The organism is Cupriavidus yeoncheonensis, from assembly GCF_905397275.1.
Lineage (GTDB): Bacteria > Pseudomonadota > Gammaproteobacteria > Burkholderiales > Burkholderiaceae > Cupriavidus > Cupriavidus yeoncheonensis.
In genome coordinates this window covers 71,649-87,518 of sequence record NZ_CAJPUY010000004.1, presented here as the reverse complement: position 1 = coordinate 87,518, position 15,870 = coordinate 71,649, and the positions used below count along the sequence as shown (strand labels likewise).

The 15,870-nt window shown below is 68.0% G+C and carries 15 protein-coding genes; 6 read left to right on the top strand and 9 right to left on the bottom strand.

What is annotated here, in order from left to right; genetic code table 11:
* The gene (locus KHO22_RS06580; RefSeq protein ID WP_211946315.1) at positions 1 to 1,179 is read right to left on the bottom strand and encodes an efflux RND transporter periplasmic adaptor subunit; all 1,179 of its coding nucleotides are present in this window, start codon (positions 1,177 to 1,179) and stop codon (positions 1 to 3) included.
* A gap of 442 nt (positions 1,180 to 1,621) precedes the next feature.
* On the opposite strand from KHO22_RS06580, the gene KHO22_RS06575 reads away from it, so the two are divergent.
* Positions 1,622 to 1,879: a hypothetical protein gene (locus KHO22_RS06575; RefSeq protein WP_211946314.1), complete on the top strand. Its 258-nt coding sequence runs from the start codon at positions 1,622 to 1,624 to the stop codon at positions 1,877 to 1,879.
* Between the two features lie 291 nt (positions 1,880 to 2,170).
* Here KHO22_RS06575 and KHO22_RS06570 read toward each other — a convergent pair whose 3' ends face one another.
* Positions 2,171 to 2,518 (bottom strand): DUF4148 domain-containing protein, encoded by a 348-nt coding sequence (locus KHO22_RS06570; RefSeq protein WP_211946313.1) that lies wholly within the window; start codon positions 2,516 to 2,518, stop codon positions 2,171 to 2,173.
* Positions 2,519 to 2,868: 350 nt separating this feature from the next.
* On the opposite strand from KHO22_RS06570, the gene KHO22_RS06565 reads away from it, so the two are divergent.
* The 5 genes from KHO22_RS06565 to KHO22_RS06545 all read left to right on the top strand — a co-directional run bounded on the left by KHO22_RS06565 (position 2,869) and on the right by KHO22_RS06545 (position 8,588).
* Positions 2,869 to 5,196: an FdhF/YdeP family oxidoreductase gene (locus tag KHO22_RS06565; RefSeq protein WP_211946312.1), complete on the top strand. Its 2,328-nt coding sequence runs from the start codon at positions 2,869 to 2,871 to the stop codon at positions 5,194 to 5,196.
* Positions 5,197 to 5,213: 17 nt separating this feature from the next.
* Positions 5,214 to 5,660 (top strand): phosphate-starvation-inducible protein PsiE, encoded by a 447-nt coding sequence (locus tag KHO22_RS06560; protein WP_211946311.1) that lies wholly within the window; start codon positions 5,214 to 5,216, stop codon positions 5,658 to 5,660.
* 160 nt (positions 5,661 to 5,820) lie between these two features.
* A complete protein-coding gene (gene fdhD / locus KHO22_RS06555) occupies positions 5,821 to 6,681 on the top strand; it encodes a formate dehydrogenase accessory sulfurtransferase FdhD (RefSeq protein WP_211946310.1) in 861 nt (286 codons plus the stop codon).
* 172 nt (positions 6,682 to 6,853) lie between these two features.
* The gene (locus KHO22_RS06550) at positions 6,854 to 8,305 is read left to right on the top strand and encodes an aminotransferase-like domain-containing protein (protein WP_211946309.1); all 1,452 of its coding nucleotides are present in this window, start codon (positions 6,854 to 6,856) and stop codon (positions 8,303 to 8,305) included.
* The gene (locus tag KHO22_RS06545; protein WP_211946308.1) at positions 8,298 to 8,588 is read left to right on the top strand and encodes a helix-turn-helix domain-containing protein; all 291 of its coding nucleotides are present in this window, start codon (positions 8,298 to 8,300) and stop codon (positions 8,586 to 8,588) included. Before KHO22_RS06550 ends, KHO22_RS06545 begins: the two co-directional genes overlap by 8 nt.
* Positions 8,589 to 8,600: 12 nt before the next feature.
* Here KHO22_RS06545 and moaA read toward each other — a convergent pair whose 3' ends face one another.
* From moaA to KHO22_RS06510, 7 genes are all read right to left on the bottom strand, one after another.
* Entirely contained in the window at positions 8,601 to 9,707 is a 1,107-nt protein-coding gene (gene moaA, locus KHO22_RS06540; RefSeq protein ID WP_211946307.1) for a GTP 3',8-cyclase MoaA, read from the bottom strand.
* Between the two features lie 117 nt (positions 9,708 to 9,824).
* Positions 9,825 to 10,634 (bottom strand): HlyD family secretion protein, encoded by an 810-nt coding sequence (locus KHO22_RS06535; protein WP_211946306.1) that lies wholly within the window; start codon positions 10,632 to 10,634, stop codon positions 9,825 to 9,827.
* The gene (locus KHO22_RS06530) at positions 10,613 to 10,843 is read right to left on the bottom strand and encodes a DUF1656 domain-containing protein (RefSeq protein WP_211946305.1); all 231 of its coding nucleotides are present in this window, start codon (positions 10,841 to 10,843) and stop codon (positions 10,613 to 10,615) included. Before KHO22_RS06530 ends, KHO22_RS06535 begins: the two co-directional genes overlap by 22 nt.
* Positions 10,830 to 12,920, bottom strand: a complete 2,091-nt coding sequence (locus KHO22_RS06525) for an FUSC family protein (RefSeq protein ID WP_211946304.1) — start codon at positions 12,918 to 12,920, stop codon at positions 10,830 to 10,832. Before KHO22_RS06525 ends, KHO22_RS06530 begins: the two co-directional genes overlap by 14 nt.
* 9 nt (positions 12,921 to 12,929) lie before the next feature.
* Positions 12,930 to 13,067 (bottom strand): DUF2474 domain-containing protein, encoded by a 138-nt coding sequence (locus tag KHO22_RS06520; RefSeq protein ID WP_211946303.1) that lies wholly within the window; start codon positions 13,065 to 13,067, stop codon positions 12,930 to 12,932.
* Positions 13,067 to 14,074, bottom strand: a complete 1,008-nt coding sequence (cydB, locus tag KHO22_RS06515) for a cytochrome d ubiquinol oxidase subunit II (RefSeq protein ID WP_211946302.1) — start codon at positions 14,072 to 14,074, stop codon at positions 13,067 to 13,069. Before cydB ends, KHO22_RS06520 begins: the two co-directional genes overlap by 1 nt.
* Positions 14,075 to 14,087: 13 nt before the next feature.
* Positions 14,088 to 15,536 (bottom strand): cytochrome ubiquinol oxidase subunit I, encoded by a 1,449-nt coding sequence (locus KHO22_RS06510; protein ID WP_211946301.1) that lies wholly within the window; start codon positions 15,534 to 15,536, stop codon positions 14,088 to 14,090.
* Positions 15,537 to 15,870: the final 334 nt, after the last annotated feature.

Below are 15,870 nucleotides of genomic sequence, written 5' to 3'. Positions count from 1 at the left end.
TCAGGGCTTGGCCGCGACCGCGGAGGATGCGCCGGACGCTCCGGACGCTCCGGACGCGGCCGCCGCCGGGTTGCCCGCGCCGCTGTCCGCCTGGGCCACGCGGACCTTCGCGCCGGGCTTGACGAACTGCAGGCCCTCGACGATGACGCGGTCGCCGGCCTTGAGGCCGTCCGCCACCAGCCATTGGTCGCCGACCACCCGGTCGGTGCGGATCTGGCGCAATTCCACCTCATCCTTCGCGTTGACGACCAGCGCCGTGGCCTGGCCCTTCAGGTCGCGCGTCACGCCCTGCTGCGGGACGAGCAGGCCATCGGCCTTCACGCCTTCGCGCAGGCGGGCGTGGACGAACATGCCGGGCAAGAGTTCATGGCGCGGATTGGGGAACACGGCGCGCAGCGTGACCGAGCCGGTGCCCTGGTCCACCGCGACCTCCGAGAACTCCAGCCGGCCCGCTTCCGGGTACTTGGTGCCGTCTTCCAGCACCAGGCTGACCTGGGCCGCGTTGGCGCCGGCGCTCTGCAAGGCGCCGTTGGCCAGCTCGCGGCGCAGCCGCAGCAGGGATGCGGAGGGCTGGGTCACGTCGACGTAGATCGGGTCGATCTGCTGCACCACCGACAGCGCCCCGGCCTGGCCGTTGGTGACCAGCGCGCCTTCGGTCACGCTGGAGCGGCCGATGCGCCCGGAAATCGGCGACAGCACCCTGGTATAGCGCAGGTTGATCTCGGCGCGGTCCACCGCCGCCTGCGCCTGCAGCCAGGCGGCCTTGGCCTCGTCATACTGTTGCTTGCTGACCGCTTCGTCGCCCACCAGACGGCCGTACCGGTCGGCCAGCAGACGCGCGGACTCCAGCGTGGCCCGGGCGCTCTTGTAGGTGGCGTCGTAGGTGGAAGGATCGATCTGGTAGAGCTGCTGGCCCTGGGTCACGTCGCTGCCTTCCTTGAACAGCCGGCGCAGGATGATGCCATCCACCTGTGGCCGGACTTCGGCGATGCGGAAGGCCGAGGTACGGCCCGGAAGCTCGGTATCCAGCGTGACGGGCTCGGTCTTGAGCGTGACCACGCTGACCTGGGGCGGTGGCGGGGCAGCAGCTTCTTTCTTGCCGCCGCATCCGGCGAGCGTTGACAGGGCGATAACCAGCGTAACCGGAACCCAGGCGCGGCAGCCGCGTGATCGTTGCATTGCGATTTCCTGCGAAAAAATCATGCGAGTCATAGTATCGGCGGCCAATCCCGCTTGATCGGTGCCGGAGCGGGGCAGGACATAAAGCAAGCGCCATGCCCAAGACCGCTCCCGGAGTCTGTCGCGGCAGGCCCGGCGAATGGGGCAAGCCCTGCCGTGCCCGGCATAGCCGAGAAGTCTATCCCGACTCGGCAAAACGTTCCGGCCGATTATCGGCTTTCCATATTTCAGATTCTTTCAGGGCGATTTTCCGGGGATATCCGCTGCCGGGAAAGGGGCAGGGGGTGGGCGCCCGGGGCCCGGCGACCGTTGGCGTGGGCAACTGCGGCTGCGGCTGTGGCTGTGGCTGTGGCTGTGGCTGTGGCAAGATCGTGCACCCTGGCGCGCCCGCGCGAACAGCCACACACGACAAACGCACACGACAAAGACAAGGAGCACGACCATGGACTCCCCATCGAGCCCGGTTGCCGACGATCCGCGCCTGGGCGCCTGTGCATACCTGATCCATATGCTCCTGCAGCGGGCGGAACAGTGTCAGCCCGGCCTGCTGGACAGCCTGCTCGGGGGCGTGAGTGCCGACCGCGACGCCGTGCGGGCGCAAGGCGCCGCGCCAGCGGGTGTCGATGCCATATTCGCGGAAACGCTGCGCATGCTTGAGCTGGCCAGCGCCCAGCTCAAGGCTGCGGGAAAGTCCGGCTGACGTCCGGCCAGCGGACAGTTGCTCATTCGGCACTTTTTCTGGTGCCATCTACCCGTCTACAAGACTGCCTGTCGGTTCCAGGCCACTCAGGCCACGGATCGGGGCCGTCGGATCACCCGTCCGGGGGTATTGGCATGCATCCGGAACTGGGACAATCCGACACATTGAGAGACTCGACTCAAGTCCTCAAGCCCTTGTGCCCGCGCTTGCGCGGGCTTTTTCTTTTCGGGGAGCGCCGCGCCGGCGGCATTCGCGGCCGGCGATCCGGTGCTGCTATCTGGCTTGCACGGATCAGGCACCGTCGAAGTAGGCGCTGCGCGGCTGGTCAACGTTCGGTGCTGCCTTCGCGGCCTGCATGCTGGCTGCGGGCGCGGAAGGGGTGGCCGTCGTGGTGGCCTGGGTACCGGTGTCCTGGTGCCGGGCCGTGTCGAGCGTAGCCTGGACGCGCGCTTCGGCGGCCTGCAGGTCAGCCGGGTAGTTGTAGTTGCTGCGGCCGGGGTAATAGCCCGCCTGCTCCAGACGCACCAGGTCGGCGCGGACTTCGGCGCGGGTAACCGGTGCCTGCACGTTTTGGGCAAAGGACAGGACCGGTGCGGACAGCACGCATACGGCAAGCATGGACTTGAGCAGGGTGTTCATGGTGTTTTCTCCGGAAGGGATGGGGTCCGCGGAATTGCGTGGCCCCGGCACTTGTGGCGCAATGCCGGGCAAGTGCTGTCCATTCTGGGCAACGACCGGTGACCACGGCCTGACCGATGTATTACAGGCTCGTCATCGTTTCGCAGGCGCCTGCCTGTGCCTTTTGCCGCGCGTCAGCGCTTCCCGGATGAAGCGCTCGTGGCCTCGCGGAACTGTGCTCCCGGACTGTGCTCCTGTCTGTATGCACCGGGGAGGGGTCGTCGAACCTAATCTGGCGTCACAGGATCTGGCCGAATCGATTGGTAGGTGTTCCGGCCACCCCCAGCCCCCCGTCACACAGGACGCACGCCATGAGCTCTCCGACGCCCGAGAAGGGCCACATCGCCCCCTACACCCACTCCGCCGCCGGATGGGGTGCACTGAAGTACGTTGCCATCAATCTGGTCAAGGAGAAAGTTGCCGGCGGCAAGTACAAGATGCTGTTCAAGCAGAACCAGGCCGACGGCTTCGACTGCCCGGGTTGCGCATGGCCGGACCGCCAGCACGCGTCGACGTTCGAATTCTGCGAGAACGGCGTCAAGGCGGTCGCGGCGGAGGCGACCAGCATGCGCGTTACGCCCGAGTTCTTCGCGCAGCATACGGTCACGTCGCTGCTGGCGCAGACGGACTACGAACTGGAGCAGCACGGCCGCCTGACGCACCCGATGGTGTACGACGCGCAGACCGACAAGTACCGCGCCATCGCCTGGGATGAAGCGTTCGCCTTGATCGCCCGCCACCTGCGCGCACTGCCGGATCCGAACCAGGCGGCCTTCTATACCTCGGGCCGCGCCAGCAACGAGGCCGCGTTCCTGTACCAGCTGTTCGTGCGCGCCTATGGCACCAACAACTTCCCAGACTGTTCGAACATGTGCCACGAGGCCACCAGCCGCGGCCTGCCGAAGACGATCGGTGTCGGCAAGGCCACGGTGACGCTGGACGACTTCGAGCATGCCGACACCATCCTGTCGTTCGGCCACAATGCGGCCACCAACCACCCGCGCATGCTGGGCGAGCTGCGCGAGTGCGTGCGGCGCGGTGCCACCATCGTCTCGATCAACCCGCTGCGCGAACGCGGACTGGAGCGCTTCACCAGCCCGCAGCACCCCGTGGAGATGCTGACCGGTTCGAGCACGAAGATCGCCTCGATGTTCGTGCAGCCGAAGCTCGGCGGCGACTTCGCGCTGATCAAGGGCGTGGCCAGGCGGCTGGTCGAACTGGATGACGAGGCGGTCAAGCACGGCGAGGCGCGCCTGATCGACGTGGACTTCGTGCGCGAGCACACGGTCGGCTTCGACGCCTTCGTCGCGGACCTGCGCGCGGAAAGCTGGGCGGACATCGTGGCGGAGTCGGGCGTATCGCTGCCGGACATCGATGCGCTGACGCGTGTCTATGCGCGCGGCCAGCGCGTGATCGCCTGCTGGGGCATGGGCCTCACGCAACACAAGCATTCGGTGCCGACGGTACAGATCCTGTCGAACCTGATGATGATGCGCGGGAATATCGGGCGCCCCGGCGCCGGGCTGCTGCCGGTGCGCGGACATTCGAACGTGCAGGGCGACCGCACGGTCGGCATCGACGAGAAGCCGGACGACGCGTTCCTGGACCGCCTGAAGGCCGCCTTCGGCTTCGAACCGCCGCGCCGGCACGGGTATGACGTGGTGGAGACCATCGAGGCCATGCTGGAGGGCAAGGTCAAGGTCTTTGTCGGCCTGGGCGGCAATTTCTCCACGGCTACGCCGGATACGCCGCGTACGCACGAAGGCCTGCGCCAGTGCGCGCTGACCGTGAACATCGCCACGAAGCTGAATCGCAGCCACCTGGTGCATGGCAGGGAATCGCTGATCCTGCCGACGCTGGGCCGCACCGAGATCGACGAGCAGGACGGCGTGGCGCAGGGCGTGACGGTCGAGGACTCGGTCTGCATGGTGCATATCTCGTTCGGCATGAACAAGCCGGCCTCTGCGGACCTGTTGTCCGAGACTGCCATCGTCGCGCGCATGGCGGCCGCGACGCTCGGCTCGGAGAAGATCGACTGGCTGTGGTACGCGCAGGACTATGCGCGCATCCGCGACGCGATCGAGCAGGTCATCGACGGCTTCGAGAACTACAACGAGCGCGTGGCCGTGCCGGGCGGCTTCCACCTGACGCCGGGCGCGTGCAACCGCGTCTGGGAGACCCCGTCCGGCAAGGCGCAGTTCCTGGTCCATGCGATCGACAAGGACACCCCCATCCACCGCGCACGCGAGCAGTACGGCGACAAGCTGATGGTGCTGATGACCACGCGTTCCCACGACCAGTACAACACCACGATCTATGGTCTCGACGACCGTTACCGTGGCGTGTTCGGCCTGCGCCGCGTGGTCTTCATCAGCGCGGCCGACCTGGCGCGGCTGGGCTTCAAGGCCGGGCAGCGGGTCGACATCACCAGCGTGTGGGGCGACGGCGTGCAACGCCAGGTCGAGGACTTCGAACTGGTCGAGTACGACATTCCGCAAGGGTGCCTCGGCGCGTACTACCCTGAAACCAATCCGCTGGTGCCGCTGGAGAGCATCGGCGACGGCTGCGGCACGCCCACGTCGAAGTCGGTGCCCGTGCTGCTGACGCTGGCTGGCCACCAGGCTGCGGCGGCAGCCTGACGACGATCCGTACTGCCATGAGTACCAACCGGATCCCGGGCGCGCGGCCCCGGCCAGGCGTCGTGCGTACCCGCCTGGAGTCGTTCCTTGGCGTGGTGGAACTGGCGGGCCTGGTCGTGATCGGCCTGGCCACCACGTTCGCCATGGCCGAGGAGGGCTGGAAGGTCGCGGGCATGGGCAAGGTCTCGATTACCGACCTGCTGCTGATGTTCCTGTACCTGGAGGTGCTGGCCATGGTCGGGCGCTACCTGAAGCTGGGCCAGTTGCCGGTGCGCTTCCCGCTGTATATCGCCATGGTGTCGCTGGCGCGCGACCTGATCCTGCGGTTCAACGAGTCCACCGAGTTCCACCTGCTGGCCTTGTGCGGCGGCGTGGTCATGCTGGCCTGCGGCGTGCTGATCCTGCGCTACGGGCAATACCGTTTCCCGAGCCCCGACGACGGCGAGAACGGCGCCGTCGAATGAGGCGCCGCGCCGACGCGCATCTGTAGGTGGCGCAAAGCGGCGCAACTGTACGCCTTGCCTGCCGTTGCCGCTGCCTACCATTGCTGCAACCGCTTCCCACAATGTTCCGGCAGCGCCGGCCCGCAGCCGGCGCGCGCCACCCGATCTTCGCGAGGTTCCCATGGATTGCACCGAACTGGTTGAACACCACGGCTATGCCGCACGCAGCATCATCCGGCACAAGGACGGCGCGCCGAAATCCGCCGTCGACAACGTGGCCGAAGAGCTTCCCGTGGCGCTCGTGTACAACGGCATCTCGCACGCCGTGATGATGGCGACGCCGCTTGACCTCGAGGCGTTCGCGGTGGGCTTTTCGCTGACCGAGGGCATTGTCAGCCGCAATGAGCAGATCCATGACCTCGAGGTGCAGGTGCACGCGCACAGCGCCGAGATCCGGCTCCAGATCAGCGAACAGGCATTCGCGTCCATGAAGGCACGCCGGCGTGCGCTGGCAGGCCGCACGGGCTGCGGCGTCTGCGGCATCGAGAGCCTCGAACTGCTCGATCTCGAACCCGCACCCATGCGTTCGCCGGCAACGCGGCTGCAGCCGACGCGCGAGATGATCGCGCGCGCGGCGGCGGCGCTGCCGTCGCACCAGCGGCTGATGCGCGAGACCGGCGGCGTCCACGCCGCGGCCTGGTGCGATGCGCGCGGCGAGATCCTGCATGTCTTCGAGGATGTCGGCCGGCATAACGGCCTGGACAAGCTGATCGGTCACCTGGCAATGCGGCGCGTCGCGATGGACGACGGCTTCGTCTTCCTGTCGAGCCGCGCCAGCTATGAGCTGGTGCGCAAGGCCGCGCGCATGAATATCCAGATGCTGGCGACGATCTCCGCGCCGACCTCGCTGGCCATCCGCATTGCCGAGCAGGCCGGCCTGCGCCTGCTCAGCTTCTGCCGCAAGGATGGCTACGTCGACTACACGGGCGCTGCCCGCGCTTGCGCAGCGGATGGCGTCATGGCGGGAGTCGCAACATGCTGAGCCCTGACGAGGCACAGTCGATCTCCCGGCGCCAGGATACTGGTCCGCTCCCTCATGTGTCGCTGCCGTACTATGATCTCCATCGCTGGCCTAGTTGATGCGCGCAGGGGGAGACCGGGCGAAAGGCCGCCCGGGAACGCGGATCCGGAATGGCCGGCAAGGGGAGGTCGGCGTGAAACTCTATGAAAAACTGGCTGCAGATATCGAAGCGCTGGTGAAACAGGGCGTGCTGCTGCCCGGCGAGCGGATTCCGTCCGTGCGCCAGGCCAGCCAGCACCACCGCATGAGCATCACCACGGTGATCCGGGCCTATGTGCTGCTGGAAAGCCGCGGCGTCATCGAAAGCCGGCCGCAATCCGGCTACTTCGTGCGCGCGCGGGCGGGCGAGCCGGCCGCTGAACTGCAGCCCTCCCGCCCCAGCGCCAAGCCTTCCGCGGTGGACGTCAGCGCACTGGTACTGTCCACGCTGCGCTCGATCCGCTCGGACGACGCCGTGCCGCTGGGCTCGCCTTACCCCGAAGCCTCGCTGTTTCCGTGGCAGCGCATCAACCAGTACGCGAACAATATCGCGCGCCGCTATGCCAAGTGGACCATGCTCGACGACCTGCCGCCCGGCAGCCCGGAGCTGATCCGGCAGATCTCGCGGCGCTACCTGGAGAACGGCTACGCGGTCAACCCGAACGAGCTGATCGTCACCATCGGCGCGACCGAGGCCATCAACCTCTGCCTGCAGGCGGTGGCGAAGCCTGGCGACACGATCGCGGTGGAGTCCCCGACCTACTACGCCATGCTCCACGCGATCGAGCGGCTGGGCATGCGCGCGATCGAGGTGGCGACCGACCCGGTCGAGGGCATCGACATCGGCGCGCTGGCGCGGCTGATCGACGAGAAGGGCGTCGCCGCCTGCATGGTGATGCCCAATTTCCAGAATCCACTCGGCTTCCAGATGCCGGACGAAAAGAAGCGCGCGCTGGTGGCGATGCTGACCGGCAAGGACATTCCCGTCATCGAGAACGATGTCTGTGGCGAGCTCTACTATGGCGAAGCCCATCCCAGCTCGCTCAAGGCCTTCGACACGGCCGGCATCGTGCTGCACTGCTCGTCCTTTTCCAAGACGCTGACCAATGCCTACCGCATCGGCTGGGCGCTTCCGGGCCGCTACCGCGGCGCGGTGGAGCGGCTCAAGTTCCTGAACACGCTGACCACGCCGGCCATCCCGCAACTGGCGATCGCCGAGTTCCTCAAGAACGATGGCTATGATTTCCACCTGCGGCGCGTGCGCAAGGCCTACGCGCAGCAGGCCAGTATTATGGCCGCCACCGTGCGCAGGTTCTTCCCGGAAGGCACGACCACGTCGCGGCCCGCCGGGGGCTATGTGCTGTGGGTGCAGCTTCCGGAAGGCATCGATGCCATGGAGATGTACCACGCGGCGCTGGAACATCGGATCACCGTCGCGCCGGGGCATATGTTCGCGCCCGCGGCGACGTACCGCCATTGCATTCGCCTCAACTACAGCGCGGAATGGTCGACGGGCATCGAGACCGCCGTGCAGACGCTTGGCAAGATCGCGCAGCATCTGCTGGCGCAGGGTCGGGCGCACCCGGACAGTAAAAACCATGGCTGACGAAAAGGCGCAGAGCGAACCGACTGGCGAGATTGATCCGGCCATCGTGGACGTGCTGCTGGTACTGGGGCAGGCCGGGATCGAGGCGGCCGGCGGCCCGTGGTCGCTTGCCAGGATCGCCAAGCGCGCGCAGTTGCCGATGAGCGTGCTGCGCCGCGTGCTGACGCAACTTGAGTCGGCGGGTCTCGCCGAGGTCAGCATCGAAGAGAATGGCCGTGGCCATGCCAGCCTGACGCCGGAAGGCGCGGCGCTTGCCGCGCAGTGGTTCTCGGACCCGGCCTGAGCCAGGCCAGGATCAGCCGCCAACCAGGGACATGCGCACCGTCGGGTATTGCCGCTTGCCGCTGGCACGCCTGTCCTCGCGCAATTCCTCGCGCAATTCCGAATAGCGGTCGCCGCGTGCCTGCCAGGCTTCGCGGACCACATCGGCGACGGCGTCGGCCGGATGGTTCGTGGCCAGATGGGCACGCAGATCCACCGAGTCCGTGGCAAACAGGCACAGGAAGAGCCGGCCGTCGACCGACACGCGTGCACGGGTGCAGTCGCCGCAGAACGGGTGCGAAACGCTGGAGATGAAGCCCAGCCTGAGGCTGCCATCCGCGATCAGGTAGTTGCTCGAGGTCTCGCTGGCGCGCCGGACCACGGGAACCAGTGCATGCGCGCGTTCGACCATCGCGCGGATCTCGCCGGATGGCACCACGCGGGACTGTGACCACGCACTCGGGCCTTCCACATCCATGTACTCGATGAAACGCAGCGTCACGCCGCTGCCGCGGAAGTGCTCGATCAGCGGCAGCACCTGCGCGTCGTTGGTGCCGCGCTCCACCACGCAGTTGACCTTGACGGGCGCCAGGCCGGCGGCGCGGGCCGCCTCGATGCCCTCCAGCACGCGGCCGACCGGGAAATCGACGTCATTCATGGCGCGGAAGGTGCGGTCGTCCAGGCTGTCCAGGCTGACCGTCACGCGGCCGAGACCCGCATCGCGCAGCGAGCGCGCCTTGCGCGCCAGCAGGCTGCCGTTGGTGGTCATGGCGACTTCCACCTGCCGGCCTTGCGGCGTGCGCAGGGAGGCTATGCCTTCCACCAGTGACTCGATTCCCTTGCGCAGCAGCGGCTCGCCGCCCGTCAGGCGCACCTTTTCCACGCCAAGGCTGACGAAGCCGCGGGCGATCTCAAGCAGTTCCTGGTCCGACAGTCGTTGTGCCGGTGTCAGGAACGGATAGTCCCGCCCGAAGCGCTCCCTGGGCATGCAGTAAGTACAGCGGAAGTTGCATCGATCGATCACCGACAGGCGCAGGTCCTTGAGCGGACGGCCGAGCTGATCACGGCAGGCGGCCGGTGCGAGGTCCGGCGCCGGGCCACGGCTGACGGCGGGCAAAGGGTGTACTGGCGCTGCTTGCATGGGGTTCTCCCGGGGGCGATGGCGATCCATGGAGCCATGGTAGGGACGGGAGGCCGCGGGCAGGGGGCACACATCGCATGCGCCGGCAGCAGAACAGTTCGGCGGGCGGGTGCGGCCTCATTCGCGCGGCATCCGGATGCGGATCGTGGCGGTCTGACCGGCGACGAGATGCGTGCCTGCCGGCACCTCGTCCAGTGCAATGCGGACCGGAATGCGTTGCGCAAGGCGCACCCAGTTGAACGTCGGATTGACTGTGGGGAGCAGGTTCGGTCCGCTGCCGCGATCCTGGTCGTCGATGCCCGGTGCGATGCTCAGGACGTGGCCGTGCAATGCCGTGCCCTGGCCCATGATGCGCACGTCGGCCGCCGCGCCGACGCGGATCGCGGGCAGCTTGGTTTCCTCGAAATAGCCCTCCACGTACTGCGACCCGCTGGCCACCACCGACAGCGCGGGCCGGCCGCGGTTCACGAAATCGCCCGCGCGGGGCAGGCGGTCCGCGACGTGGCCGTCCACCGGGCTGGCCACGCGGCAGCGGGCCAGATCGAGGCTGGCCGCCTCCACTGCCGCGTCGGCCTGGTCGGCGCGCGCCTGCGCGGCGGCAATTTCCACCTTGCCTGTGCGCGCCAATGCCGCGTGTGCGGACGCGGCAACGGCCTGCGCCTGTTTCAGCGCCACGCGGAAGCGCGCTTCGTCGACCACGAACAGCACCTGTCCCCGCTGCACGCGGGCGTTGTCGGCGACGAGCACCTCGGCGACGGGTCCCGAGACGTCGGACGCCACCTGTACCACGTCGGCGCGGACACGGCCGTCGCGCGTCCACGGCGCGCCGGTGTAGTACTGCCAGAGGTGCCACGCCGTCAGTGCCGCCGCGGCCACGGCGATCAGCGTCACGGCGACGGGGACGATCAGTGAAAACTTGCGATGCATGATGGAACCTCCCAGACGAACGCGACCATCGCGCCCAGCACGAGGATGTACAGCGAGAAATTGAACAGCGACCGGTGCCACACGAAGCGGTAGAGGCCAAGGCGGTCGAGCACCGCGCGCACGCCGGCGGTGACCGCGAACGCGGCCAGCATCCAGACCAGTGTGGCGGGCACGAATACGCCGTAGACATTGAATTCAGTGGCGTGCATGGGGCGCTCCATCGGCAGGGGTCAGGGGCGGATACAGTGCCAGGCGCAGGGTGACGAGCGCTGCCAGCGCGGCGCGCGGGTAGCTGGCCGATGGTCCGGCGAGCGCGGTCCAGGCCGCGTCGATCCTGGCGGCCAGCGCGGGCGGCGGCGCAACGTCGTGGCCGGTACGCAGGCATTGGCGGTAGTAGCGCGCAACGCCGGCCAGCGCCCGCTCCACGGTGCGGCGGCGCGCGGCAGGCACGTCCGCGCAGGCGCGCCGCAGCACGAGCGCGGCGGATTCGGCCAGGAAGGCCGCGACGCCGCCACCGGTGCGATGCCGCCCGGCCACCGGCGGCCACTGCCGCAGCAGGCGGTCGAGCAGGCGGCCGCGCAGCCGCGCGCTGTTGACCGGCGCGCGCGGGTGGGCCACCAGCGCGATGTCGCTCCAGTTGGCACGGGCCAGCCGGTAAGCCACAAGCTGGCGGCCGAATGGCTGCATCAGCGCGGCCCACAGTGCGGCGAAGCACAGCGCCGCGAGGCTGGCCAGGCTGCTGTTGAAGATGTCGGCAAAGCGCGCGGCGCTGAACTGCGGCATGCCGGCGAACGACGCCGACGTGACCGCAAGCAGCACGCCGAACAGCGCGTAGCGCGATTGCGTCGTCAGCGCCCCGATGATGAGGTAGGGCCAGAACAGCAGCAGCGCCAGCGAACCGAAGTCATGGGCCAGCACCAGCACCACGAACTGGTAGTACGAGGCCAGCAGCGCACAGGCCACGCTCCACACCACCACGCGCCCGGCCATCAGCCGCGGCTGGTCGGCGGTGGCGATGAAGCAGCTCGCCAGCGCGGCCAGCCCGACCGGGCCGGCGCCGTCCACCCAGCCTGACGCCATCCACAGCAGGCCGGCGACAAAGGTCGCCGTGCCCGCGGTCGCGGCGCGGAACAGAAGCTGCGCGTGGTCGTGGTGCCGGTCCCGTCCCGCGGGCTCCACGCGATACCGGAGCACGGCAGGTTCGGTGCCGCCCTGCTGCAGGCCGGCCTGCAGGAGCCGGCAGTCCTGCCACAGGTCGTCCAGTTCATCGAGATACTCGCTGGCGGCCGCGACCAGCCGCGCATGCCAGTCCGCCGTGGCGGGCGGCGTCGAACCGGCGGGGCGGCAGGCGCTCAGCGGGCGGCTGGCGCCGGGCGTAGCGCCGATCCAGGCCACAGTAGCCCCCAGACGCTGCGCCACCGCATCGGGAAGCCCTTCCGGTGACTGGCGCAGCGCCGCGACGGCGTCGGCCAGTGCCAGCACGCGCGGCAATAGCGCCGCCATCCGCTGGTGCAGCGCGCGTGCGTGCCGCAGCGCCGGGGCGCCATCGGTTTCATAGGCGAGTTGTGCAAGCTGGCTTTCCATCGCGACGATGTCGGCGGCCAGCACGCTGAAGCTGTCATGGCGGCGCACCGGGCTCACGCCGGCGCCGAGCATGTCCTGGATCCAGCGCGAAGCGTGCGCAAGCCACGTGGACGCCCGCGCCGCCAGCGCGGGCCGCGTCCGGACGGGAAACACCACCGCGCTGACCACGCTGGCGCAGACGATGCCGATCACGATTTCCTCGATACGGGCCAGCGCGACCGCAAAGACCGTACCGGGCACGGTGACCGTCGGCAGCGCCACGATCGGCAGTGTGTACGCGGCCAGCAGGCAGATGTAGTTGCGTGGCGCCGGCTCCAGCAGCGACAGGTAGAGCAGGGTACCGGTCCAGCAGGCAATGGCCGCCATCAGCACCACGGGCACGCCGACCAGCAAGGGCACCAGCGCCACGGCGCACAAGGCGCCGAGCAGCGTGCCGGCGACGCGGTAGGTGCCCTTGGCGTAGGTGGCGCCGGCCAGCGGGCTGGATACCAGGTACACGGTGGCCAGGGCCCAGTAGGGCCGTGGCAGGCCCAGCGCCAGTGCCGCATACAGCGCGAGCATGGCTGCGCCGAACACCTTGAGCGAGTGAATCCACGGCGACAGGTCCGGCCGCGCGGCCCAGGCCGCGGCCAGGGCGCCAGCCGCGCCACCCGTACGGCTGGCGGGCGGCCTGGTGCTGGTGGAAGTGCCGGGTGCTGGCATGCCTTGCGCTCAGCTCGAAAGGCCGGCTGCGCGCATCAGCAGCCGCATCAGGCAGGCAAAGACGAAGACCGTGCCGACGCCCGCTGCCCAGAGCGCCAGCAGCCAGCCAAGGCGGCCTGCCAGCGGCGATTTCATGAGCCTGGACATCAGTGGTACCCCTCGCCGCGACGGACCTTGCCGCGGAACACGTAGTAGGACCATGAGGTGTACGCCAGGATGACCGGCACGATGAACAGGGTGCCGACCAGCGCAAAGCCCTGGCTCTGCGGCGGCGACGATGCGGCCCAGATCGAGATCGACGGCGGGATGATGTTGGGCCAGACGCTGATCGCCAGGCCGGTGTAGCCCATGAAGACCATCAGCAGCGCGTACAGGAACGGGGCGACGTTCGGACGCTGGTGCAGCGAATGCCGGATGCCGGCGGCCGCGCCCAGCACCAGCAGCGGCACGGGCAGGAAGAAGAACACATTGGGCAGCGCAAACCAGCGCGCGGCGATCCCGGGGTGGGTCAGCGGCGTCCAGACGCTCACCGCGGCGATCACCGCCACCATCACGCCGGTCAGCACCTTGGTCACGCGCAGCATGGTCCATTGCAGCCGGCCCTCCGTCTTCATGATGAGCCAGGTGACACCGAGGAAGGCGTAGGTGATGACCACCCCCACGCCGGTGAAGATCGGGAACGGTGCCAGCCAGTCGAGCGCGCCGCCGGCATAGGTCGTGCCCTGCATGGCAATGCCATCAATATAGGCGCCAAGCGTCACACCCTGGAAGAACGCCGCGACCACCGAGCCCCAGGTGAACGCGGTATCCCAGTACGGGCGGCTGCGGTCGCTGGCCTTGAAGCGGAACTCGAACGCCACGCCGCGGAAGATCAGGCCCAGCAGCATCAGCATCAGCGGCAGGTAGAACGCGCTGAGCAGCACCGAATAGGCCAGCGGAAAGGCGCCGAGCAGCGCCGCGCCGCCAAGCACGAGCCAGGTCTCGTTGCCATCCCAGACCGGCGCGACCGTGTTCATCATCACGTCGCGGTCATGGCGGTCGCCGACGAACGGAAACAGGATGCCGATGCCCAGGTCGAAGCCGTCCATGATGACGTACATCATCACGCCGAAGAAGATCAGGCAGGCCCAGATTGCAGGAAGGTTGATACCCATATTGATCACCTGTTCAGGAATTGCGCTGGCCGTGCGGGGCCATGGCGGTGCGTGCGGAAGCCGCGCCGACGGCGGCCGGAACGGCGCCGACGGTGCCCGGCCCATAGGGCTGCGCATGGCCGTGCGCGTGGATGTCGGCCACGGGGCCGGCGCTTGCCAGCTTGAGCATGTAGCGGATGCCCACGCCGAAGACGATGAAATAGACCACCACGAACAGTGCCAGCGAGAACGCTACCGGGCCGGCGGTGTGCGCCGACACCGCATCCGTGGTGCGCAGCAGGCCATAGACCACCCAGGGCTGGCGGCCGATCTCGGTGGTCATCCAGCCGGCCAGCAGCGCGACCAGGCCTGCGGGGCCCATCAGCACGGCAAAGCGGAGGAAGGCGCGCGACCGGTACACCACGCCGTTGCGGCGCAGCACCCAGCCGAGCAGGCCGAACAGGATCATCAGCACGCCCAGGCCGACCATGGTGCGGAACGTAAAGAACAGCACCGTGGCGTTAGGGCGGTCAGCCTTGGGGAAGTCCTTCAGGCCGTGGATCTGTCCGTTGAGCGTGTGCGTGAGGATCAGGCTGCCCAGGCGCGGGATCTCGATAGCGTAGCGCGTTTCTTCGCGCTCCATGTCGGGAATGCCGAAGACGATCAGCGGGAAGCCGCCCTTGTCGTCCTTCGCCGCGGTGTTCCAGTGGCCTTCCAGCGCCGCGATCTTGGCGGGCTGGTACTCGAGCGTGTTCAGGCCGTGGGCGTCGCCGACCACCGCCTGCAGCGGGGCGGTGATCAGGACCATCCACAGCGCCAGCGACAGCATCTTCTTCGCGGCAGGCACGGCGCGGCCGTGCAGCAGTTGCCAGGCCGACGATGCTGCGACGAACAGCGCGGTCGACAGCAGCGCGGCAATCACCATATGCGCGAGGCGGTACGGGAACGACGGGTTGAAGATCACGGCCAGCCAGTCGGTCGGCACGACCTTGCCGGCGACGATGGCGTAGCCCGCGGGCGTGTGCATCCAGCTGTTGGAGGCCAGGATCCACGTCGACGAGATCATGGTGCCGAGCGCCACCATCACCGTCGAGAAGAAATGCAGCCCCGGCCCGACTCGGCTCCAGCCGAACAGCATCACGCCGAGGAAGCCCGCTTCCAGGAAGAACGCGGTCAGCACCTCGTACGTCAGCAACGGGCCGGTCACGCCGCCCGCGAACTGCGAGAAGAACGACCAGTTGGTGCCGAACTCGTAGGCCATGACGAGGCCGGACACGACACCCATGCCGAAGTTCAGGGCGAAGATCCTGACCCAGAACTGATAGAGGGTGCGGTAGACCGTGTCCTTCGTCAGCAGCCAGCGCGCTTCCAGGAAGCCGAGGAAGCAGGCAAGGCCGATGGTGATGGCGGGAAAGAGGATGTGAAAGGAAACCGTGAATCCGAACTGGATTCTGGCGAGTTCCAGTGCTGTAAGTCCATGCATCGATGTGCTCTCCGTGGGGTTGCCGCCGGCATGCTGGCGGGGCGCGCGACATTACGGAGAAGGGTAGGGAATACAGCCTGCGCGGGAGAGATACAGTTTTCGCGGAAGCGCTCAAGCTCAGTTCGGGCAAGGCTTGTCTTTGCCAGGGTGGAAGCAACCTCCTGGCATTGGCTGCGCGTGGACGAGGGTTGCGTGCTCGGGGGCACATCACATGCCGAGCCGGTACAGATCGCGCATCCGCGAAGGATCACAGTCCGGGACCGGCGCCCGCCAACGAGAAGGACCGCCCGAGGGCGGTCCTGGAATCCTGCCGGACGCATGGCGCCGGCGTCGC